This is a genomic window from Streptomyces sp. NPDC004732, assembly GCF_040609235.1.
In the GTDB taxonomy this organism is placed as follows: Bacteria; Actinomycetota; Actinomycetes; order Streptomycetales; family Streptomycetaceae; genus Streptomyces.
On sequence record NZ_JBEXJR010000002.1, the window covers coordinates 794095 to 816928 of the forward strand.

The 22834-nt window shown below is 68.8% G+C and carries 19 protein-coding genes; 2 read left to right on the forward strand and 17 right to left on the reverse strand.

The features are described from left to right. Positions 1–146 precede the first annotated feature (146 nt). The 14 genes from nuoN to ABZV77_RS08370 are packed head-to-tail and all read right to left on the reverse strand — an operon-like array spanning position 147 to position 16201. Positions 147–1796: an NADH-quinone oxidoreductase subunit NuoN gene (gene nuoN / locus ABZV77_RS08305; protein ID WP_356251867.1), complete on the reverse strand. Its 1650-nt coding sequence runs from the start codon at positions 1794–1796 to the stop codon at positions 147–149. After that, entirely contained in the window at positions 1793–3364 is a 1572-nt protein-coding gene (locus ABZV77_RS08310) for an NADH-quinone oxidoreductase subunit M (protein ID WP_356251870.1), read from the reverse strand. The genes nuoN and ABZV77_RS08310 overlap by 4 nt, the downstream gene beginning before the upstream one ends. Before the next feature lie 5 nt (positions 3365–3369). Then, on the reverse strand, positions 3370–5265 hold the full coding sequence (gene nuoL, locus ABZV77_RS08315) for an NADH-quinone oxidoreductase subunit L (RefSeq protein ID WP_356251873.1): 1896 nt from the start codon (positions 5263–5265) through the stop codon (positions 3370–3372). A gap of 14 nt (positions 5266–5279) precedes the next feature. Continuing rightward, a complete protein-coding gene (gene nuoK, locus ABZV77_RS08320) occupies positions 5280–5579 on the reverse strand; it encodes an NADH-quinone oxidoreductase subunit NuoK (RefSeq protein ID WP_003974374.1) in 300 nt (99 codons plus the stop codon). Then, the gene (locus tag ABZV77_RS08325) at positions 5576–6415 is read right to left on the reverse strand and encodes an NADH-quinone oxidoreductase subunit J (protein WP_356251876.1); all 840 of its coding nucleotides are present in this window, start codon (positions 6413–6415) and stop codon (positions 5576–5578) included. The genes nuoK and ABZV77_RS08325 overlap by 4 nt, the downstream gene beginning before the upstream one ends. Then, the gene (nuoI, locus tag ABZV77_RS08330; protein ID WP_356251879.1) at positions 6412–7071 is read right to left on the reverse strand and encodes an NADH-quinone oxidoreductase subunit NuoI; all 660 of its coding nucleotides are present in this window, start codon (positions 7069–7071) and stop codon (positions 6412–6414) included. Before nuoI ends, ABZV77_RS08325 begins: the two co-directional genes overlap by 4 nt. Next, positions 7064–8401 (reverse strand): NADH-quinone oxidoreductase subunit NuoH, encoded by a 1338-nt coding sequence (nuoH, locus tag ABZV77_RS08335; RefSeq protein WP_356252405.1) that lies wholly within the window; start codon positions 8399–8401, stop codon positions 7064–7066. Before nuoH ends, nuoI begins: the two co-directional genes overlap by 8 nt. A gap of 38 nt (positions 8402–8439) precedes the next feature. After that, positions 8440–11007, reverse strand: a complete 2568-nt coding sequence (locus tag ABZV77_RS08340; RefSeq protein WP_356251882.1) for an NADH-quinone oxidoreductase subunit G — start codon at positions 11005–11007, stop codon at positions 8440–8442. Beyond that, positions 11004–12365, reverse strand: a complete 1362-nt coding sequence (nuoF, locus tag ABZV77_RS08345) for an NADH-quinone oxidoreductase subunit NuoF (RefSeq protein WP_356251884.1) — start codon at positions 12363–12365, stop codon at positions 11004–11006. Before nuoF ends, ABZV77_RS08340 begins: the two co-directional genes overlap by 4 nt. Next, the gene (gene nuoE / locus ABZV77_RS08350; protein ID WP_356251887.1) at positions 12365–13216 is read right to left on the reverse strand and encodes an NADH-quinone oxidoreductase subunit NuoE; all 852 of its coding nucleotides are present in this window, start codon (positions 13214–13216) and stop codon (positions 12365–12367) included. The genes nuoF and nuoE overlap by 1 nt, the downstream gene beginning before the upstream one ends. Then, entirely contained in the window at positions 13213–14547 is a 1335-nt protein-coding gene (locus ABZV77_RS08355; protein WP_356251890.1) for an NADH-quinone oxidoreductase subunit D, read from the reverse strand. Before ABZV77_RS08355 ends, nuoE begins: the two co-directional genes overlap by 4 nt. Further along, positions 14547–15269, reverse strand: a complete 723-nt coding sequence (locus ABZV77_RS08360; protein ID WP_356251893.1) for an NADH-quinone oxidoreductase subunit C — start codon at positions 15267–15269, stop codon at positions 14547–14549. The genes ABZV77_RS08355 and ABZV77_RS08360 overlap by 1 nt, the downstream gene beginning before the upstream one ends. Next, positions 15266–15820, reverse strand: a complete 555-nt coding sequence (locus ABZV77_RS08365; protein WP_055564035.1) for an NADH-quinone oxidoreductase subunit B — start codon at positions 15818–15820, stop codon at positions 15266–15268. Before ABZV77_RS08365 ends, ABZV77_RS08360 begins: the two co-directional genes overlap by 4 nt. Positions 15821–15841: 21 nt before the next feature. Beyond that, positions 15842–16201 carry an NADH-quinone oxidoreductase subunit A gene (locus ABZV77_RS08370; RefSeq protein WP_003992243.1) on the reverse strand — a complete coding sequence of 120 codons (360 nt, stop codon included), beginning with the start codon at positions 16199–16201 and terminating at the stop codon, positions 15842–15844. An 862-nt stretch (positions 16202–17063) separates the two neighbouring features. Between ABZV77_RS08370 and ABZV77_RS08375 the strand changes: the two genes are divergently transcribed. Continuing rightward, positions 17064–17882 carry a C40 family peptidase gene (locus ABZV77_RS08375; protein ID WP_356251897.1) on the forward strand — a complete coding sequence of 273 codons (819 nt, stop codon included), beginning with the start codon at positions 17064–17066 and terminating at the stop codon, positions 17880–17882. 111 nt (positions 17883–17993) lie between these two features. On the opposite strand, the gene ABZV77_RS08380 is transcribed toward ABZV77_RS08375, so the two are convergent. Next, a complete protein-coding gene (locus ABZV77_RS08380) occupies positions 17994–18323 on the reverse strand; it encodes an antibiotic biosynthesis monooxygenase (RefSeq protein WP_055564037.1) in 330 nt (109 codons plus the stop codon). Between the two features lie 104 nt (positions 18324–18427). Then, a complete protein-coding gene (locus ABZV77_RS08385) occupies positions 18428–19714 on the reverse strand; it encodes a geranylgeranyl reductase family protein (protein WP_356251900.1) in 1287 nt (428 codons plus the stop codon). 118 nt (positions 19715–19832) lie between these two features. On the opposite strand from ABZV77_RS08385, the gene ABZV77_RS08390 reads away from it, so the two are divergent. Further along, positions 19833–20360 (forward strand): GNAT family N-acetyltransferase, encoded by a 528-nt coding sequence (locus ABZV77_RS08390; RefSeq protein WP_356252408.1) that lies wholly within the window; start codon positions 19833–19835, stop codon positions 20358–20360. 112 nt (positions 20361–20472) lie between these two features. Here ABZV77_RS08390 and ABZV77_RS08395 read toward each other — a convergent pair whose 3' ends face one another. Beyond that, positions 20473–22758, reverse strand: coding sequence for a hypothetical protein (locus tag ABZV77_RS08395; RefSeq protein ID WP_356252434.1), 2286 nt, complete (start codon positions 22756–22758; stop codon positions 20473–20475). Positions 22759–22834 lie beyond the last annotated feature (76 nt).

Below are 22834 nucleotides of genomic sequence, written 5' to 3' on the forward strand. Positions count from 1 at the left end.
GCCCTGTCCCCCGCCGTACGTCCTGCCTCGACCACTGCCTCCACGATAGGGCTCCCCACCGACACCCCGGACAGTTATCCACAGGCCGCCGCCCGGCACCCCTTCTCGGGATGCCGGGCGGCAACGTGTGTTCGAAATGGAAGGGGCTACCGGACGAAGACCCCGGCCTGGTTCGCAAGATCCAGGAAGTACTGCGGGGCCACACCCAGCACCAGCGTCACCGCGACGCCCACGCCGATCGCCGTCATCGTCAGCGGCGAGGGCACGGCGACCGTGGGGCCGTCCGCCTTCGGCTCGCTGAAGAACATCAGGACGATCACGCGGATGTAGAAGAACGCGGCGATCGCCGACGACAGCACACCGACCACGACCAGCGGTCCCGCGCCGCCCTCCGCCGCGGCCTTGAAGACCGCGAATTTTCCGGTGAACCCGGAGGTCAGCGGAATGCCCGCGAAGGCGAGGAGGAAGACCGCGAAGACCGCGGCCACCAGCGGAGACCGCCGGCCGAGCCCCGCCCACTTGGACAGGTGCGTGGCCTCGCCCCCCGCGTCCCGCACCAGCGTGACGACGGCGAAGGCGCCGACGGTCACGAAGGAGTAGGCAGCCAGGTAGAAGAGGACGGAGGAGATGCCGTCCGGGGTGGTGGCGATGACACCGGCGAGGATGAAACCGGCGTGCGCGATGGACGAGTACGCGAGGAGCCGCTTGATGTCGGTCTGCGTGATCGCGATGATCGCGCCGCCCAGCATCGTGATGACCGCGACGCCCCACATGACCGGGCGCCAGTCCCAGCGCAGACCGGGCAGCACCACGTAGAGGAGCCGGAGGAGCGCGCCGAACGCGGCCACCTTCGTCGCCGCCGCCATGAAGCCGGTGACCGGCGTCGGGGCGCCCTGGTACACGTCCGGGGTCCACATGTGGAACGGCACCGCGCCCACCTTGAAGAGCAGCCCCATCACCACCATCGCGACGCCGATGAGGAGCAGCGCGTCGTTGCCCATGGTGTCGGCGAGCGCCGGGTCCACGGTCTTGACGTTGCCCTCGACGACGTCCGCGATCGTCGCGTACGACACGGAACCCGCGTACCCGTAGAGGAGCGCGATGCCGAAGAGCGTGAATGCCGAGGCGAACGCGCCGAGCAGGAAGTACTTGACGGCGGATTCCTGCGACATCAGGCGCTTGCGCCGGGCGAGCGCGCACAGCAGGTACAGCGGCAGGGAGAAGACTTCCAGCGCGATGAAGAGCGTCAGGAGGTCGTTGGCCGCGGGGAAGACGAGCATGCCGCCGATGGCGAAGAGCGCCAGCGGGAACACCTCGGTGGTGGCGAACCCGGCCTTGGTGGCGGCCTGTTCGCCCTCACTGCCCGGTACGGCTCCGGCCTGCGCCACGAACGAGTCGACGCGGTTGCCGTGCGCCTCCGGGTCGAGGCGCCGCTCCGCGAAGGTGAAGATCACGAAGATGCCCGTGAGCAGGATCGTGCCCTGCAGGAAGAGCGCGGGGCCGTCGACCGCGATGGCGCCCATCGCGGCGATCTGCGCCTTGGTGGTGCCGAAGCCGCGGGCCGCGAGCCCGACCACCGCGGCGAAGGCGGCGGCCAGGGCGACCACGGAGAGGAACAGCTGGGCGTAGTAACGGGTCTTGCGCGGGACGAAGGCTTCGATGAGCACTCCGATGACGGCCGCGCCGATGACGATCAACATCGGCGAGAGCTGCCCATACTCGATATTGGGCGCGTCGATCTTGTCGATCGGATCGGCCGCAGTTGTCCACAGGCTGTGGACGGCTGATGCGCTCACTTGGCCGCCTCCACATCGGGCTGGGGGTCCTTCTTCTGCACGTCGGACATCGTGTGCTCGACCGCCGGGTTCACCAGATCGGTGAGCGGCTTCGGGTAGACGCCGAGGCCGATCAGGAGGGCGATCAGCGGAGCGACGACGACCAGTTCACGCACCCGCAGATCGGGCATGGCCGAGACCTCCGCCTTCACGGGGCCGGTCATCGTCCGCTGGTAGAGGACGAGCGTGTACAGCGCGGCGAGCACGATGCCGACGGTCGCGATGATCCCGACCACCGGATAGCGGGCGAACGCGCCGACCAGGACCAGGAATTCACTCACGAACGGCGCGAGCCCGGGAAGCGACAGCGTGGCCAGGCCGCCGATCAGGAAGGTGCCTGCGAGCACCGGGGCGACCTTCTGCACTCCTCCGTAGTCCGCGATCAGCCGCGAGCCGCGGCGCGAGATCAGGAACCCGGCCACCAGCATCAGGGCGGCGGTCGAGATGCCGTGGTTGACCATGTAGAGCGTCGCGCCGGACTGGCCCTGGGAGGTCATCGCGAAGATGCCGAGGACGATGAAGCCGAAGTGCGAGATCGACGCGTACGCCACCAGGCGCTTGATGTCGCGCTGGCCGACCGCGAGCAGCGCGCCGTAGATGATGCTGATCAGCGCGAGGACGAGGACGACCGGCGTCGCCCAGTCGCTCGCCTCCGGGAAGAGCCCGAGGCAGAACCGCAGCATCGCGAACGTGCCGACCTTGTCGACGACGGCCGTGATCAGTACGGCGACCGGGGCGGTGGACTCGCCCATCGCGTTCGGCAGCCAGGTGTGCAGCGGCCACAGCGGCGCCTTCACCGCGAAGGCGAAGAAGAAGCCGAGGAAGAGCAGCCGCTCCGTGTTGGTCGCCATGTCGAGCGAGCCGTCCGCGCGCGCGGCGGAGATCTCCTGGAGGGAGAAGTTGCCCGCCACTACATAGAGCCCGATGACGGCGGCCAGCATGATGAGGCCGCCGACGAGGTTGTAGAGGAGGAACTTGACAGCCGCGTACGAGCGTTGGGCCGAGGCGTTCTCGTCCGAGCCCGCGTGGGCGCGGTCTCCGAAGCCGCCGATGAGGAAGTACATCGGGATGAGCATGGCTTCGAAGAAGATGTAGAAGAGGAAGACGTCGGTGGCCTCGAAGGAGATGATCACCATCGCCTCGACGGCCAGGATCAGGGCGAAGAAGCCCTGGGTCGGCCGCCAGCGCGACGACTTGGTCTCCAAGGGATCCGCGTCGTGCCAGCCCGCCAGGATGATGAACGGGATCAGGAGCGCGGTGAGCGCGAGGAGCGCGACGGCGATGCCGTCGACCCCGAGCTCGTACCGCACCCCGAACTCCTTGATCCAGGCGTGCGATTCGGTCAGTTGATAGCGGTCGCCGTCGGGGTCGAACCGCACGAGCACGGTGACCGCGAGGCCGAGCGTGGCGAGCGAGACGAGCAGTGCGAGCCACTTGGCGGCGGTCCGCCGGGCGGCCGGAACGGCTGCCGTGGCGATCGCGCCGACCGCGGGCAGGACCGCCGTCGCTGTCAGGAGGGGAAAGGACATCGGTATCAGACCGCCCTCATCAGCAGGGTCGCGGCGATGAGCACCGCAGCGCCGCCGAACATCGAGACCGCGTAGGAGCGGGCGTAGCCGTTCTGCAGTTTGCGCAGCCGTCCGGAGAGGCCGCCGACCGAGGCCGCCGTGCCGTTGACGACGCCGTCGACCAGGGTGTGGTCGACGTAGACCAGGGACCGCGTGAGGTGTTCGCCGCCGCGCACCAGGACGACGTGGTTGAAGTCGTCCTGGAGGAGGTCGCGGCGGGCGGCGCGGGTGAGCACCGAGCCGCGCGGGGCGGTGACCGGGACGGGCTTGCGTCCGTACTGCACATAGGCGAGGGCGACGCCGATGACGAGGACCACCATGGTGGCGCCCGTGACCGTGGTCGCACTCAGCGGCGAGTCGCCGTGGTCGTGCTTGGTGACCGGCTCCAGCCAGTGCATGAAGCGGTCGCCGATGCTGAAGAAGCCACCCGCGAACACCGACCCGAAGGCGAGCACGATCATCGGGATGGTCATGGACTTCGGCGACTCGTGCGGGTGCGGCTCGTTGCCGTCGGCATCCGGCTGCCAGCGCTTCTCTCCGAAGAAGGTCATGATCATCACGCGCGTCATGTAGTACGCGGTGATGGCCGCGCCCAGAAGCGCCACCGAACCGAGGATCCAGCCCTCCGTGCCGCCCTTGGCGAACGCCGCCTCGATGATCTTGTCCTTGGAGAAGAAGCCGGACAGACCGGGGAAGCCGATGATCGCGAGATAGCCGAGACCGAAGGTCACGAAGGTGACCGGCATGTACTTCCGGAGGCCGCCGTACTTCCTCATGTCGACCTCGTCGTTCATGCCGTGCATGACCGATCCGGCGCCGAGGAAGAGCCCGGCCTTGAAGAAGCCGTGCGTGACCAGGTGCATGATCGCGAAGACGTAGCCGATGGGGCCGAGGCCCGCGGCCAGGATCATGTACCCGATCTGGGACATCGTCGACCCGGCGAGGGCCTTCTTGATGTCGTCCTTCGCGCAACCGACGATCGCACCGAACAGGAGCGTGACCGCTCCGACGACGGTGACGACGAGCTGTGCGTCCGGCGCGCCGTTGAAGATCGCGCCGGAGCGGACGATCAAGTACACGCCCGCGGTCACCATCGTGGCGGCGTGGATCAGGGCCGAGACCGGGGTCGGGCCCTCCATCGCGTCACCGAGCCAGGACTGCAGCGGCACCTGTGCGGACTTGCCGCACGCGGCGAGCAGCAGCATCAGGCCGATGGCGGTGAGCTTGCCCTCGCTGGTGTCCGCCGTGGCCTCCAGGACCGGCCCGAAGGCGAAGGTCCCGAAGGTGGTGAACATCAGCATGATGGCGATCGAGAGGCCCACGTCGCCGACCCTGTTGACCAGGAAGGCCTTCTTCGCGGCGGTGGCCGCGCTGGGCTTGTGCTGCCAGAAGCCGATCAGGAGGTACGAGGCGAGGCCCACGCCCTCCCATCCGACGTACAGGAGCAGGTAGTTGTCGGCGAGGACAAGGAGGAGCATCGCCGCGAGGAACAGGTTCAGGTAGCCGAAGAAGCGGCGGCGCCGCTCGTCGTGCTCCATGTACCCGATCGAGTAGATGTGGATCAGGGTGCCCACACCGGAGATGAGCAGGACGAACGTCATCGACAACTGGTCGAGCTGGAAGGCGACATCCGCCTGGAAGCCCTCCACGGGCACCCAGCTGAACAGGTGCTGCGACAGCGAGCGCTCCTCGGCGCCCTTGCCCAGCATGTCCGAGAAGAGCACCACGGCGATGACGAAGGAGGCGGCCGCCAGCAGCGTGCCGAGCCAGTGGCCCGCGCGGTCCAGTGCCCGCCCGCCGCACAGCAGTACGGCCGCTCCGAGCAGAGGCGCCGCGACGAGCAGCGCAATCAAGTTCTCCACGATTCAGCGACCCCTCAGAGCTTCATCAGGCTGGCGTCGTCGACCGAGGCCGAGTGGCGGGAGCGGAAGAGCGACACGATGATCGCGAGTCCGACCACGACCTCCGCGGCGGCGACGACCATCGTGAAGAACGCGATGATCTGGCCGTCGAGGTTGCCGTGCATCCGGGAGAAGGCCACGAACGCGAGGTTGCAGGCGTTGAGCATGAGCTCGATGCACATGAACACCACGATCGCGTTCCGCCTGATGAGCACGCCGGTCGCGCCGATCGTGAACAACAGCGCCGCGAGGTACAGGTAATTGACGGGGTTCACTTCGACGCCTCCTCGGTCCGCCCGATGTCGCTGCGCCGCAGGTCGGGCCGCTCCAGGCGATCGGTGGAGCGCTGCTCCAGAGCCCGCAGGTCGTCCAGCGCCTCGTTCGACACGTCGCGGATCTGGCCGCGCTCACGCAGCGTCTTGTTGACCGTGAGCTCCGACGGGGTGCCGTCGGGGAGCAGGCCCGCGATGTCCACGGCGTTGTGCCGTGCGTACACACCCGGAGCGGGCAGCGGCGGCAGGTGCTTGCCCTCGCGCACACGCTCCTCGGACAGCTCGCGCTGGGTCTTGGCACGCTCCGTGCGCTCGCGGTGGGTGAGCACCATCGCGCCGACCGTCGCCGTGATGAGCAGGGCGCCGGTGATCTCGAAGGCGAAGACGTACTTGGTGAAGATGAGCCCCGCGAGGCCCTCCACATTGCCGCCTGCGTTCGCCTTGCCGAGGCCGTTGAACTCCTTCACCGAGGCGTTGCCGATGCCCGCGAAGAGCAGCACCGCGAAGCCGAGCCCGCAGAGGAGGGCCAGCCAGCGCTGCCCCTTGATGGTCTCCGTCAGGGAGTCGGCGGCGGTGACGCCGACGAGCATGACCACGAAGAGGAAGAGCATCATGATCGCGCCGGTGTAGACGACGATCTGGACGATGCCCAGGAAGTACGCGCCGTTGGCCAGGTAGAACACCGCGAGGATGATCATCGTCCCGGCCAGGCAGAGCGCGCTGTGCACGGCCTTCTTCATGAGGATGGTGCACAGGGCGCCGATCACCGCGACCGTGCCGAGCACCCAGAACTGGAAGGCCTCGCCGGTGGAGGTCGAGTAGGCGGCGAGCTGCGTCATCGGCCGACCACCTTCTCCGAGGCGGGCTCGCCGTCTCCGAAGTCCGCGGCCGCCTCTTGAGGCGTCTCCCCCTTGGAGAGGGCGACCTGAGGGACGGTCCCGGGGGCGGCCTCGGTCACCAGGCCCCGGTAGTAGTCCTGCTCGTCCGTGCCGGGGAAGATGGAGTGCGGCGAGTCGACCATGCCCTCTTCGAGACCGGCGAGCAGCTGCTCCTTGGTGTAGATGAGGTTCTCGCGGCTGGTGTCGGCCAGCTCGAACTGGTTCGTCATCGTCAACGCGCGCGTGGGGCACGCCTCGATGCACAGTCCGCACAGGATGCAGCGGGCGTAGTTGATCTGGTAGACGCGGCCGTACCGCTCACCGGGCGAGTACCTCTCCTCGTCCGTGTTGTCCGCGCCCTCCACATAGATGGCGTCCGCGGGACAGGCCCAGGCGCAGAGCTCACAGCCGACGCACTTCTCCAGGCCGTCCGGATGGCGGTTCAGCTGGTGCCTGCCGTGGAAGCGGGGAGCAGTGGTCTTCTGCTGCTCCGGATACTGCTCGGTCAGCCGCTTCTTGAACATGGCCTTGAAGGTCACGCCGAAGCCCGCGACAGGGTTCTGGAACCCCTGGTTCGATTGGTTCGATTCGTGTGACTCCTGGTTCGACTCAGCCATCGGACGCCTCCTTTCCGTCACTTCGGGATCCGTCACTTTGAGTATCCGGGCCACCACTGACAATCAACTCCCGCTCCTGGCGCGAGCGTCGGCGCGGGACGGGTGGCAGGCTCTGGCCTGGCAGCGGCGGCACCGGGAAGCCGCCCGCCATCGGGTCGAAGGCGACCGGCTTCTCCTCCTCCGCGGCGGCTTCCTTCTCGCGCTTGTCGCGGAAGATGTCGACGACGACGGAGAGCAGCAGCAACGCGATGACGCCGCCGCCGACATAGAGCGCGATCGAGGTGAATTCGTAGTCCTCGTTCCGCATCGCCCTGACCGTGGCGACCAGCATCAGCCAGACGACCGAGACCGGGATCAGGACCTTCCAGCCGAGCTTCATCAGCTGGTCGTAACGGACGCGGGGCAGCGAGCCGCGCAGCCAGATGAAGAAGAACAGCAGCAGCTGGACCTTGATCACGAACCAGAGCATCGGCCACCAGCCGTGGTTCGCGCCCTCCCAGAACGTGCTGATCGGATACGGCGCCCGCCAGCCGCCCAGGAAGAGCGTGGCCGACACCGCCGAGACGGTAACCATGTTGATGTACTCGGCGAGCATGAACATCGCGAACTTGATGGAGGAGTACTCGGTGTTGAAGCCACCGACGAGGTCGCCCTCGGACTCCGGCATGTCGAACGGCGCACGGTTCGTCTCGCCGATCATCGTCACGATGTAGATGATGAAAGAGACGGGCAGCAGCAGTACGTACCAGCGGTCCGCCTGCGCCTCGACGATCGCCGACGTCGACATCGAACCCGAGTAGAGGAAGACGGAGGCGAAGGCCGCACCCATCGCGATCTCGTACGAGATCATCTGCGCGCAGGACCGCAGACCGCCGAGGAGCGGGTACGTCGACCCGGAGCTCCAGCCCGCGAGCACGATGCCGTAGATGCCGACAGAGGCCACCGCGAGGATGTAGAGCATCGCGATCGGCAGGTCGGTGAGCTGCATCGTGGTGCGGTGGCCGAAGATCGAGACTTCGTTGCCCGCGGGCCCGAACGGGATCACCGCGATCGCCATGAAGGCCGGGATCGCCGCGATGACCGGAGCAAGGATGTAGACCACCTTGTCCGCACGCTTGACGATCACGTCTTCCTTGAGCATCAGCTTGACGCCGTCCGCGAGGGACTGCAGCAGGCCCCAGGGACCGTTCCGGTTGGGGCCGATGCGCAGCTGCATCCAGGCGACGACCTTGCGCTCCCACACGATGGCGAGGAGGACCGTCACCATCAGGAACGCGAAGCAGAAGACCGCCTTGAAGGCGACCAGCCACCAGGGGTCACGGCCGAACATGGACAGGTCTTCCGCCGCAAGCGGCACCAGCGTGTGCGTCACGACGTCACCTCCGGGGCCTCAGTGGGCTCCGGCAGGACCGCCGGGCCGATGCGGACGAGGTCGCCGGGGCGGGCGCCGGTGTCCGACGTGACGCCTCCCCCGGTCGAGTTCAGCGGCAGCCAGACCACGCGGTCGGGCATCTCCGTGATCTGGAGCGGGAGTTCGGTCGTCCCTGCCGGTCCGGCGACCGACAGGAGGTCGCCGTCCTGAAGGCCCGACTCCGCCGCGGTGGCAGCGGACACGCGCGCGTGGGCGGCGTGCCGCGTACCGGCCAGCGCTTCGTCGCCGTCCTGCAGACGGCCCTGGTCGAGCAGCAGCCGGTGGCCCGAGAGGACGGCCTCGCCCGCGGCGGGCCGCGGTGGCTGGGTGCCGGTCTCCAGGGGGTCCGTGGCGTAATAGGAAGGGGCGGCGTGCAGCGCCTCGTCGGAAGGGCGGTGGTGGGAGACGGGCGGGCCGTCCCAGCCGCCGAGCCGGTCCAGCTCGCGGCGCAGGGTCAGCAGGTCGGGCAGGCCCAGGTGGATGTCCCCGGCGTCGGCAAGCATGTGCAGCACGCGCGCGTCGGTGGGCGCCAGCCTGCGCGTCATCTGGTCCGGCTTCAGCGCGGCGTCGAACATCCGTGCACGGCCCTCCCAGTTGAGGAAGGTGCCCGGCTTCTCGGCGACGGCGGCGACGGGCAGGACCACGTCGGCCCGGTCCGTGACCTCGCTGGGCCGCAGCTCGAGCGAGACCAGGAAGCCGACCTCGTCCAGCGCCGCACGCGCGCGTGCCGGGTCCGGCAGGTCGGCGACCTCGACACCCGCCACCAGGAGGGCGCCGAGCTCGCCGGTCGCGGCGGCCTCGATGATCTGACCGGTGTCGCGGCCGTGGCGGTGCGGGAGTTCGGCGACGCCCCAGGCGGCCGCGACCTCGTCCCGCGCGCGCGGGTCGGTGGCCGGACGCCCGCCGGGCAGCAGCGACGGCAGCGCGCCCACCTCGACGGCGGCACGCTCCCCGGCCCTGCGCGGGATCCACACCAGCCGGGCGCCGGTCGCGGCGGCGGCCCGCACGGCGGCGGTGAGGGCGCCGGGCACGGCCGCGAGCCGCTCACCGACGACGATGACCGCCCCTTCGGTGCGCAGCGCCTCGGACGCCTCGGTGCCGGGAGCCTCCAGGCCGACGCCCGCCGCGAGCGCGTCCAGCCACTCGGTCTCGGTGCCCGGCGCCGCGGGCAGCAGCGTGCCGCCCGCCTTCTCCAGACCCCGGGTCGCGAACGGCGCGAGGGAGAAGGTGCGCTGGCCGTGCTTGCGCCAGGCCTTGCGCAGCCTCAGGAAGACGCCGGGCGCCTCCTCCTCGGACTCGAAACCGGCGAGCAGCACGGCGGGCGCCTTCTCCAGGAAGGCGTACGTGACGCCCGTCCCGTCGAGGTCCCGGCCCCGGCCCGCCACCCGGGCCGCGAGGAAGTCGGCCTCCTCGCCGCTGTGCACGCGCGCGCGGAAGTCGATGTCGTTCGTGTCGAGCGCCACGCGCGCGTACTTGCTGTACGCGTAGGCGTCCTCCACGGTGAGGCGGCCGCCGACGAGGACCCCGGTCCGGCCGCGCGCGGCGGCGAGACCGCGGGCCGCGACCTCCAGGGCCTCGGGCCAGCTGGCGGGCTCCAGTTCACCGGTCGAGGCGTTGCGCACCAGAGGTGTCGTCAGCCGGTCGGGGCGCTGCGCGTAACGGAAGCCGAAGCGTCCCTTGTCGCACATCCACTCCTCGTTGACCTCGGGGTCGTCCGCGGCGAGCCGGCGCATGACCTTGCCGCGCCGGTGGTCCGTGCGCGTCGCGCAGCCGCCCGAGCAGTGCTCGCACACCGAGGGCGACGACACCAGGTCGAAGGGCCGGGAGCGGAAGCGATACGCCGCCGAGGTCAGCGCGCCGACCGGGCAGATCTGAATCGTGTTCCCGGAGAAGTACGACTCGAAGGGGTCGCCCTCACCGGTGCCGACCTGCTGGAGGGCGCCGCGCTCGATGAGTTCGATCATCGGGTCGCCCGCGACCTGGTTGCTGAAGCGGGTGCAGCGCGCACAGAGCACGCACCGCTCACGGTCGAGCAGCACCTGGGTGGAGATCGGCACCGGCTTCTCGTACGTCCGCTTCTTGCCCTCGAAGCGGGTGTCCGAGTCGCCGACCTGCATCGCCTGGTTCTGCAGCGGGCACTCGCCGCCCTTGTCGCAGACGGGGCAGTCCAGCGGGTGGTTGATGAGCAGCAGCTCCATCACGCCGCGCTGCGACTTCTCGGCGACGGCCGAGGTCAGCTGCGACTTCACGACCATGCCGTCGGTGCACGTGATGGTGCAGGACGCCATCGGCTTGCGCTGGCCCTCCACCTCGACGATGCACTGGCGGCAGGCGCCCGCCGGGTCGAGCAGCGGGTGGTCGCAGAACCGCGGGATCTCGATGCCGAGCAGCTCGGCGGCCCGGATGACCAAGGTCCCCTTGGGGACGCTGATCTCGATGCCGTCGATGGTCAGCGAGACGAGATCCGCCGGCGGAACCGCCGCCTCCCCGCCCCCGGAGGGAGCGTTGTTGGTGGTCACTGTCATGCGTTCACCTGCGCGCTTTCAGCGGGCCTGTCGGCCCAGAGAGTCGACTTGGCCGGGTCGAAGGGGCAGCCCTTGCCGGTGATGTGCTGCTCGTACTCCGCACGGAAGTACTTCAGCGAGGAGAAGATCGGCGAGGCCGCGCCGTCGCCCAGGGCGCAGAAGGACTTGCCGTTGATGTTGTCGGCGATGTCGTTCAGCTTGTCCAGGTCGGCCATGACGCCCTTGCCGGCCTCGATGTCCCGGAGCAACTGCACCAGCCAGTACGTTCCTTCGCGGCAGGGCGTGCACTTGCCGCAGGACTCGTGGGCGTAGAACTCGGTCCAGCGGGTCACGGCCCGCACGACGCACGTCGTCTCGTCGAAGCACTGCAGCGCCTTCGTGCCGAGCATCGATCCGGCGGCGCCGACGCCCTCGTAGTCGAGGGGAACGTCGAGGTGCTCGTCGGTGAACATCGGCGTCGAGGAGCCGCCCGGTGTCCAGAACTTGAGCCGGTGCCCGGCGCGCATGCCGCCGCTCATGTCGAGCAGCTGGCGCAGCGTGATGCCGAGCGGCCCCTCGTACTGGCCGGGGTTGGTGACGTGCCCGCTCAGCGAATAGAGGGTGAAGCCGGGCGACTTCTCGCTGCCCATCGACTTGAACCAGTCTTTCCCCCGATTCAGGATCGCGGGAACGGACGCGATGGACTCGACGTTATTGACAACAGTGGGGCATGCGTAGAGGCCCGCGACGGCAGGGAAGGGGGGACGCAGTCGCGGTTGGCCGCGGCGGCCTTCGAGCGAGTCGAGCAGTGCGGTCTCTTCACCACAGATGTACGCGCCCGCGCCCGCGTGCACGGTGAGTTCGAGATCGAGCCCGCTGCCCAGCACGTTCTTCCCGAGGTAGCCCGCCGCATAGGCCTCGCGGACCGCCTCGTGCAACCTGCGCAGTACGGGGACGACTTCACCCCGCAGATAGATGAAGGCATGCGACGACCTGATCGCGTGACAAGCGATCACGATCCCCTCGATGAGGGAATGCGGGTTCGCGAAGAGGAGCGGGATGTCCTTGCAGGTCCCCGGCTCCGATTCGTCGGCGTTGACAACTAGATAGTGCGGCTTGCCGTCTCCCTGCGGAATGAACTGCCACTTCATTCCGGTGGGGAATCCCGCGCCGCCCCTGCCCCGCAGCCCGGAGTCCTTCACGTACGCGATGACGTCGTCCGGAGCCATGGCGAGCGCCTTGCGCAGGCCTTCGTACCCCTCGTGCCGTCGGTAGGTGTCCAGCGTCCAGGACTTCTCCTCGTCCCAGAAGGCCGAAAGCACCGGTGCCAGCAGCTTCTCGGGGCTGGTCTCGTTGTCGATCTCGGCTGCCAAGGTCATCACTCCCCCTCCTCGGCGGTCGGCCCCGCCGGGTGCGCCGGGTCGGACGCCGAGGTCTTCTGCGGCGCGTCGTGCGAGCTGAGGTGCTCGGCGGGGGCCTCGTCCTGAGGGCCTCCCGTGCGCGGGTGGACCACGCGCGGCTGCGGCTCCTCGCCCTTGGCCAGGCGCAGTCCGATCAGCGATGCGGGGCCCGCGCCACCGCTCGCCTCGACGGCGCCGGGCCGCTCGTCCGGGAAGCCCGCCAGGATCCGGGCCGTCTCCTTGTACGTGCACAAGGGCGCCCCGCGGGTGGGCCGGACGACCTTGCCGTCGCGCAGGTCGTCGACGAGCCGCTTGGCGGACTCCGGGGTCTGGTTGTCGAAGAACTCCCAGTTGACCATCACCACGGGGGCGAAGTCGCAGGCGGCGTTGCACTCGATGTGCTCAAGGGTGATCTTGCCGTCCCCGGTCGTCTCGTCGTTGCCGACGGCCAGGTGCTCCTTGAGTTCGTCGAAGATCGCGTCGCCGCCCATGACCGCGCACAGCGTGTTGGTGCAGACGCCGACCTGGTAGTCACCGGACGGCTTGCGGCGGTACATGGTGTAGAAGGTCGCGACGGCCGTGACCTCTGCCGTGGTCAGGCCCAGCATCTCGGCGCAGAACCGCATGCCCGTGCGCGTGACGTGGCCCTCCTCGGACTGCACCAGGTGCAGCAGCGGGAGGAGGGCGGACCGGGAGTCCGGGTAGCGCGCGATGACGTCCTTGGCATCCACCTCAAGGCGGGCCCGCACATCGGCCGGGTAGTCGGGGGCGGGGAGTTGGGGCATGCCCAGGCTGACGCCCGCGCCCTGCTCCGAAGGGGTGGTGGTCACCGGTCGACGCCTCCCATCACGGGGTCGATGGACGCGACGGCGACGATGACGTCGGCGACCTGGCCGCCCTCGCACATCGCCGCCATGGCCTGCAGGTTGGTGAAGGACGGGTCGCGGAAGTGGACCCGGTAGGGGCGGGTGCCACCGTCGGACACGACGTGCACGCCGAGCTCGCCCTTGGGCGACTCGACCGCTGTGTACGTCTGTCCGGGCGGGACCCGGAATCCCTCGGTCACCAGCTTGAAGTGGTGGATGAGGGACTCCATGGAGGTGCCCATGATCTTCTTGATGTGGTCGAGCGAGTTGCCGAGGCCGTCCGGGCCGAGGGCCAGTTGGGCGGGCCAGGCGATCTTCTTGTCCTCGACCATGACCGGTCCGGGGGCGAGCCGGTCGATGCACTGCTCGATGATGCGCAGCGACTGCCGCATCTCCTCCAGGCGGATCAGGAAGCGTCCGTAGGAGTCGCAGGTGTCGGCGGTCGGGATGTCGAACTCGTAGTTCTCGTATCCGCAGTAGGGCTGGGACTTGCGCAGGTCGTGCGGGAGGCCCGCCGAGCGCAGGACCGGTCCGGTGGCGCCGAGGGCCATACAGCCCGCGAGGTCGAGATAGCCGACGTCCTGCATGCGGGCCTTGAAGATGGGGTTCCCGGTGGCGAGCTTGTCGTACTCGGGGATGTTCTTCTTCATCGTCTTCACGAACTCGCGCAGCTGGTCCACCGTGCCGGGCGGCAGGTCCTGGGCGAGGCCGCCGGGCCGGACGTACGCGTGGTTCATCCGCAGGCCGGTGATGAGCTCGAAGACATCGAGAACGAGTTCACGATCCCGGAATCCGTAGATCATGATCGTGGTCGCGCCGAGTTCCATGCCGCCGGTGGCGATGCACACCAGGTGCGAGGAGAGGCGGTTGAGCTCCATGAGGAGCACGCGGATGACGGAGGCGCGGTCCGGGATCTGGTCCTCGATGCCGAGGAGCTTCTCGACCCCGAGGCAGTACGCCGTCTCGTTGAAGAACGGCGTCAGGTAGTCCATGCGCGTGACGAACGTCGTGCCCTGCGTCCACGTGCGGTATTCGAGGTTCTTCTCGATGCCGGTGTGCAGGTAGCCGATGCCGCAGCGGGCCTCGGAGACGGTCTCGCCCTCAATCTCCAGGATGAGCCGGAGCACACCGTGTGTGGACGGGTGCTGGGGGCCCATGTTGACGATGATGCGCTCGTCGTCGGCCTTGGCCGCGGACTGGACGACCTCGTCCCAGTCGCCGCCGGTGACCGTATATACAGTCCCCTCGGTCGTCTCGCGGGGGGAAGCGTGGGATGTTCCCTGAGTGGCAGACATCAGCTGTACGACCTCCGCTGGTCCGGAGCCGGGATCTGGGCGCCCTTGTATTCGACGGGGATGCCGCCGAGGGGGTAGTCCTTGCGCTGCGGGAAGCCCTGCCAGTCGTCCGGCATCATGATCCGCGTGAGCGCCGGGTGGCCGTCGAAGATCAGGCCGAAGAAGTCGTACGCCTCGCGCTCGTGCCAGTCGTTGGTCGGATAGACCGGGACCAGTGAGGGCAGGTGCGGATCGGCTTCGGGGACGCCGACTTCGAGCCGGATCAGCCGGTTGTGGGTGATCGAGCGCAGGTGGTAGACGGCGTGCAGCTCGCGGCCCTTGTCGCCGGGAAGGTGCACCCCGCTCACGCCCGTGCAGAGCTCGAAGCGCAGGGCCGGGTCGTCGCGCAGGGTCTGGGCCACGCGGACGAGGTGCTCGCGCTCGATGTGGAAGGTGATCTCGTCGCGGTCGACGACCGTCTTCTCGATGGCGTTCTCCGGGACGAGGCCCTGCTCCTCCAGGGCCCCTTCCAGTTCGTCCGCGGTCTCGTCGAACCAGCCGCCGTAGGGGCGCGAGGAAGCGCCGGGCAGGGTGACGGTCCGCACGAGGCCGCCGTAGCCGGACGTGTCGCCGCCGTTGTTGGCGCCGAACATGCCCTTGCGTACGCCGATGACCTCGCCGGCCTCGTCGCGCGGCGCCGGTACGCCGTTGCCGTTCAGGTGCTCGTCGTGCGCGTCGCTCACCGCAGCAGCCCCTTCATCTCAATGGTGGGGAGCGCCTTGAGGGCCGCCTCCTCCGCCTCACGGGCGGCTTCTTCCGCGTTCACGCCGAGCTTGGTGTTCTGGATCTTCTGATGGAGCTTGAGAATCGCGTCCAACAGCATCTCGGGGCGTGGCGGACAGCCGGGCAAATAGATGTCAACCGGGACGACGTGGTCCACGCCCTGCACAATCGCGTAATTGTTGAACATTCCACCCGATGACGCGCAAACCCCCATGGAAATGACCCACTTGGGATTCGGCATCTGGTCATAGACCTGCCGCAGCACCGGCGCCATCTTCTGGCTCACCCGGCCCGCCACGATCATCAGGTCGGCCTGGCGCGGCGAGCCACGGAAGACCTCCATGCCGAAGCGCGCCATGTCATAGCGCCCGGCACCGGTCGTCATCATCTCGATGGCGCAGCAGGCGAGACCGAACGTGGCGGGGAAGACGGACGACTTCCGCATCCATCCCGCGGCCTGCTCGACCGTGGTCAGCAGAAATCCACTCGGCAGCTTCTCTTCGATTCCCATGCTCTTTGACCCCTCAGACCCTTAGTCCCATTCCAGGCCGCCGCGTCGCCATACGTACGCGTACGCAACGAAGACGGTGAGCACGAAGAGCAGCATCTCCACGAGCCCGAAAATCCCCAGCGCGTCGAAAGTGACGGCCCAGGGATAGAGGAAGACGATCTCGATGTCGAAGACGATGAAGAGCATCGCCGTCAGGTAGTACTTGATGGGGAATCGCCCGCCGCCTGCCGGCGTCGGCGTCGGCTCGATGCCGCACTCATAGGCCTCTAGCTTTGCGCGGTTGTACCGCTTTGGACCGATAAGCGTGGCCATGACCACGGAGAAGATCGCAAAGCCTGCCCCGAGGGCTCCCAGCACGAGGATGGGCGCATAGGCGTTCACGCTCCTCGCTCCTCTCAGTCGGCACTGACTGTTGGCGGTTGCGTCGGGCCGCTCCCTGATTCCCATCGAAGATCGCTTACATGTGAAGCAGGTCACAAGCCCAACTGCCCCGCATCCTATGCCCGGCGGTCTGTGATCTGCGACACGGGGTGCGACAACGGCTTTGTGATCTCCACCACCTGACGAAGGATCATGAAGTCGGATGAGCGGTGATCTTCATACGCGAAGCGCCTGAGTGATCACTAGAGGTGACATCTCAGCGCGTCATTGCTGGTCGAGGGCGTGTCGCTCTATCAAGCGGTGGCGTCTGCAAGCAAATTGGCGCTGGACGGGATCGCTTGGTAGAGGACCCGCGTTCACACTTTGGCGGCACAGGTGTGGACGGATGTGGACGCGTGCGCCGATTCACTAGCGCCGGGCACCCCGCGGCCGACCCTCATGACCGCCCCTCATGACCGACCCCCGCGAGCGATCTCCACGACCCCCCATTGGCGACCCGTCCGTCCGCGGGGACCCACCCGACTCACCCCTCGGGCCGGTGTCGAAATCTGCGGGAGATCTCAGGGATGTCTCAGCGAGATCTCAGGGAGATCCCCAGGAGGCGGCACTGTGACCTGCGCCACACGGCCAACTTCCCCGAATATGCCGGGCTTGGCCAACGGGCTCAACGGGTGGTAGACCGAGGGCAATTCGGGCGTATCGCAGAAAACCCATGATCACAGGCGTGATCAGCCCTGTCCGCATTGCCCGTTACGGCGTCAATAAAGAGCGACACGCCCGGGATTCAAGCGCGGAATCCGCAACTGTGGCGCAGCACACGTTTCTTGAAGGGAACCCTGAGTCCCTGATAGCGGTTGGTCTCATGTCCCACACCGCTCACATACCCAGCCACCGGAAGCCCCGTCGCAGCGCCTCGAAGATTGCCCTGCGTGCCGGAGTTGCCGGTGGCGTCCTCAGCACCCTGGCAGTGGCCGCGGCCGCCGGTACGGCTAACGCGGCCGAGCCGGTGTCCGAGACCATCGAGATGCCCACGCTCTCCACCGATCTGTCCGCACAGATCGCGCAGTCGGCGGACGCCACCCAGCAGGCCGCCGACAGCTACGAGTCGCGCGCCGAGCAGGACGCGGCCGCCTCCAAGGCCGCCAAGCAGGCCAAGGCGGACCTCGCGAAGGCCGAGAAGAAGGCCGAGGCCGAGCGCAAGGCCGAGGCCGCCGCGAAGAAGAAGGCGGAGGAGGAGCGCGCCTCGCGTTCCGCCGAGCGCACGGACCTCTCCACGCAGTCCGGTGGCGGTTCCACGAGCGCCTCCGACTCGGTCGCCCCGGCCAGCGGCAGCGTCGGCTCGGTCATCAGCTTCCTCAAGGCGCAGCTCGGCGACGCCTACGTGATGGGCGCCTCGGGCCCGAACGCCTGGGACTGCTCCAGCCTCGTGCAGGCCGCGTTCAAGCAGGCGGGCGTGGACCTTCCGCGCGTCTCGCAGGACCAGTCGACGATGGGCACCGAGGTCGGCACCTCGAACCTGCAGGTCGGCGACATCCTCTACTGGGGTGGCAAGGGCTCCGCCTACCACGTCGGTGTGTACATCGGTAACGGCCAGTACCTGGACGCCGCCAACCCCGGCAAGGGCGTTGTCATCCAGGACCTGTCCGGTTACCCGGCCTCGGGTGCCGTGCGCGTCCTCTGACGGCCTCTTAGAGCTACGACCAAGGGCCGGAACCCCCCTGGAGGGGTTCCGGCCCTTGGTGCGCCCTGAGAGGGCTTCTCAGGCGTTCCTCACGCCTTCGTCACGTCTTCCTCACGCGTTCTTCGGCTTCAGCTCCGCCATCTCGGACCAACCGCTGCCCTCGATCTCGGTGTTCACGATCTGCGGAACGGTCGCGATGAGCTCGCCCATCGTCTCCATGGCGGCCTTGAAGTGGTCGGAGCCGACGTGCGCGGCGCCCGCGTCCCCGTCGGCGAAGGCCTCCAGGAGCACGAACTGGTTCGGGTCCTCGACGGAGCGGGACCACTCGAAGAAGACGTTGCCCGGCTCCGCGCGCGTGGCGGTGGTGAATGCGGCGGTCCGCTCGATCCAGCTGTCGCTGTGCTCGGGGCGGACGGTGAACTTCACGGCGATGAAAATCATCCGACCAGCGTGCCTTGTGCCCGACGGATGGGGCAAATCGGGCTACTGGGGCTCTGACCTGGGCCTGGAGGGCGCCGCGGGACTCTCCCACGGCGCCCCGGGGCTCACGCCTTCGGTGCCACCTTGCTCAGGCCGTTGATGATGCGGTCCATCGCGTCGCCGCCCATCGGGTCCGTCAGGTTCGCCAGCATCTTCAGGGTGAACCGCATCAGGACCGGGTGGGTCAGGCCGCGCTGGGTCGCGATCTTCATGACCCTCGGGTTGCCGATGAGCTTCACGAAGGCACGGCCCAGCGTGTAGTAGCCGCCGTAGACCTCCTTGAGCGTCTGCGGGTAGTTCTGCAGGGCCAGTTCGCGCTGGGCGGGGGTGGCACGCGCGTGTGCCTGCGCGATGACGTCCGCCGCGATCTGGCCGGATTCCATGGCGTACGCGATGCCCTCGCCGTTGAAGGGGTTCACCAGGCCGCCCGCGTCGCCGACGAGCAGCAGGCCCTTCGTGTAGTGCGGCTGGCGGTTGAAGGCCATCGGCAGGGCGGCGCCGCGGATCGGCGTCGTCATGTTCTCCGGGGTGTAGCCCCAGTCCTCCGGCATCGAGGCGCACCAGGCCTTGAGCACCTCGCGCCAGTCCAGCTCGCGGAACGACTTGGACGAGTTGAGGATGCCGAGGCCGACGTTGGACGTGCCGTCGCCCATGCCGAAGACCCAGCCGTAGCCGGGCAGGAGGCGGTCCTCGCCGGGTCCGCGGCGGTCCCACAGCTCCAGCCAGGACTCCAGGTAGTCGTCGTCGTGGCGGGGCGAGGTGAAGTACGTGCGGACCGCGACGCCCATCGGGCGGTCCTCGCGTCGGTGCAGGCCCATGGCGAGCGAGATCCGCGAGGAGTTGCCGTCGGCCGCGACGACGAGCGGGGCGTGGAAGGTGACCGGGGTCTTCTCCTCGCCCATCTTGGCGTGCACGCCGGTGATGCGGCCCGTGCGGTCGTCGATGACGGGCTCACCGACGTTGCACCGCTCGTACAGGCGGGCGCCCGCCTTCTGCGCCTGCCGGGCGAGCTGCTCGTCGAAGTCGTCGCGCTTCCGCACGAGGCCGTAGTCGGGGTAAGAGGCGAGTTCCGGCCAGTCCAGCTGGAGCCGCACACCGCCGCCGATGATGCGCAGGCCCTTGTTCCGCAGCCAACCCGCCTCTTCGGAGATGTCGATTCCCATGGAGACCAGCTGCTTGGTGGCGCGGGGCGTGAGCCCGTCACCGCACACCTTTTCCCGCGGAAACGCGGTCTTCTCAAGGAGGAGTACGTCGAGGCCGGCCTTCGCCAGGTAGTACGCCGTCGTCGAACCGGCGGGGCCGGCCCCGACGACAATTACGTCCGCGGTGTGTTCGGAGAGCGGCTCGGTCACGGCGGGTTCTCCCCAAGGCTCGAAATCTGTGTGCCGACCGGCACGGGATATGGGCAGTCTATGAGGCGGTACTGATCAGCCAGCCGAAGGGCCACACGTGACCGAGCAGACCGAGACCCTGCCCGCGCATCTCCCCGCCGTGCAGCTGCGCGTCCCCACCCACGAGGACGCCTTTGCCTGGCACCGGCTCTTCGACGACCCCGAGGTCATGGAGTTCTTCGGCGGCTCGTCGGCGGAGCTCTCCATGTACGAGGAGCTGACCGCCCGGCAGCGCAGACACGACGCCGAACTGGGCTACTGCCTGTGGACCTTGCTCGACCCGGCCGGTGAGCCGATCGGTTTCACCGGCGCCCAGCCCTGGCCCAGGAGCTGGGGCCCGGTGGGCGAGATCGAGATCGGCTGGCGGCTCGCCCGTGCCGCCTGGGGCAAGGGGTACGCGTCCGCGGCCGCGGAGGCGACGGTCGAGCGACTGCGCGCGGCGGGGGTGCCGAGCGTGGTGGCGATGGTCATCTCCGACAACGAGCGGTCCATCGCGGTGACGCGGCGGCTCGGCATGGAGCTCGTCGAGTCGTTCACCACTCCCCCGCGAGTACCCGGCGACGATTCGTCGCGGCGCACGGCCCACTGCTTCCGGCTCACTCTTTAGAGAGCCTGCAGCAAGGCTCCGGGCGTGGCTCGGAGCTTTGCGGCGGGCCGCGGCCGTCGGTGCGTCGGCCTATCGGTCTGTCGGTCTGTCGGTCTGTCGGTCTGTCGGTCTGTCAGTCCGTGAGGCGCCAGGTGTCCAGTGCGGTCGCGTGCGTCTTCGCGCCCTCACCCGTCGGCCAGAAGTCCTCGCGCCAGGAGAGCTGGATCGCGTACTCCGTGCCGTTCTCCGCGACGTAGCTCTGGTTGACGGCGTGGATCGTCCGGTCCGCGTCGTCCGTGTACGTGTACTCCCAGATCGCCCCGTCCTGCCCCTGGAAGGTGTTCTCCTCCATCCGGATGCGTTCGTAGTCGGACTTGTCGGGCGCCTTCTTGGTGTGCTTCTCGATGTTCCGGAAGTTCTCGTACGAGGTGTAGGGCGCGTCCGCGACGACGCCGACGAGGAACTCCTCACGCCCGGTCGACCCGGCATAGGTGATCTGTCCGGGGCGCTCGGGGTTGACGGACTGACGGGTCCATCCCTCGGGCACCGCGAAGGAGAAGCCCTCGGGGTCCGTGATCCGTTCGGTGCCCTCGGGGACCTTCGACTCGCCGGTCGTACCGGCGTCCGTGCTGTCGCCCGGCTCCGGGCTCTGCGACGCCGCCGGGCTCGGGGCGCCGTTCGGGTCCGCGTTCGGGTCCGCGCTCGGGTCCGCGCTCGGCTCGTCGGTCCGGCTGACCGCGGGCTTGTCGTCCTTGCCCGCCCCGCCCGCCTTGTCGTCGCCCATGTCCTTCCAGAGCAACGCCCCGGCGGTGGCACCACCGCCGACGACGAGGGCGACGGCAATGGTGACCACCCAGACGGTGGCCCGGCCGCGCGGCTTGGGGGCGATGGGGGGTTGGGGGCCCAGGTGAGTGGGGTGGGTGGGGTGCGTGGGCTGAGGGGGGTAGGCGTACGAAGGGGTCGAGGCGGGAAGTGCCGGGACCGCCGGGGTCGGGGGCGCCGGGGCTGGGGTCGCTGGAGCCGGGGCCGCCGGGGCCGGGGTCGCCGGGGCCGGGGTCGCCGAGGCCGGGACCGTCGGGGTGGTGGGTGGCGTCTGGGGCGTGGCGAGCGGTGCGTACGGGGGAAGCGCGGGGGCCGCGGCTCCCTGGCCCGTCATCTGGAGGAGGTACGGGCCCAGGAACGCCGCCGGGAAGATCCACAACAGCCCGAACAGCAGCACCTCCGGGACGCTCAGACCCGTCTCCACGCTGCCGCCACCGCTGCTGCTCGACCCGCCGAACCCCGAGCCGCTGTCGAAGGCCTGCCCCGACACCTCGACGCCGATACCGCTGAACCCGGCGAGCAGCAGCACGAACCCGAAGAAGACGCCCGCGGCGAGAAGCTGTTCGCCGCGGCCGACGCAGCGTCGCGCGGCGAGCACGCCGAGAGTCAGCGCGCAGACGAGGCCGAGTGCCAACGCACCCACGATCGCCCAGTCGTTGGTGACGTCACCGAGTTCGGCGAGGCCGAACGACCCGCTCTGGCGCCCGCTCCCGTACATCGAGCTGCTGCCGTGCACCGAGGCCTCCGCGCCGGCGCCCCAGCCGATGCCGAGCGCCGTCACCGCGAGGTTCGGCAGGACGAGCAGTGCGATCAGGAGCGGTGAGATGTCGGAGTCGTCGAGGTCGGTGAGCTCGGCCAGGTCGTCCACCTGGGCGAGGCTGATGAAGGCGACGAGCGAGCAGAGCACGAGGACGACGACGAGGGCTCGTACCGCCGTGCCGGTCGCCCGGATGAGGGACTGTGCTCCCGGCCGTGCGGTCATGTTCGCCGCCCAGGCCGACGTGTCCACGCGGTGCAACACCCCGTAGGACACGGCGAGTCCGAGCACCAGCGCGCCCAGCGCGGCGAGCACCGGGGACGACGACAGCTCCACACCCTCGATCTCGGGCTGCGCGAAGAGCGCGAGTGCGAGGACGCCGACGGTCACCAACAGCGCGACGCGCACGGCCGCTTCGAGCCCTGCCGTGCCGCTGCCCTGGCCCGCGCCCCGGGCCACGAGGCGGTTCCTGAGCACGCGTACGCCGATGAAGAGCGCCACGAGCCACAGTGCGGTCATGGTGAGCGGGACCATGTGGAGGGAAGCGGTGCCTTCGGCCACGGCTCCCGTGGAGTCCGAACCCATGCCCGAGCCCAGGCCCGAGTCGAGCCCCAGGCCGTCGGTGCCGGATCCGCCGGACACCGAGTCGCCGAAGTCCGGGCGCTCCTCGCGGCCGGTGAACTCGAAGCCTCCGCCGACCGATTGGAGCAGGAGCGCGAGGGCGATGCGGAGCCGGTCGGTGAAGCCGAAGACGGCGTCGTCGCCCTGCCCGTACGCCGGGGTCGCCAGCGCGGTGGCCCCGACAAGCAGCACGACCACGGGCCAGAGCGCGGCCTGCACGGATCCCGCCCAGTCCCCACGGAACGTACGGCCGAAGAAGGCGCCGACGGGTGAGGGGGCGGAGGGGGTGGAGGGG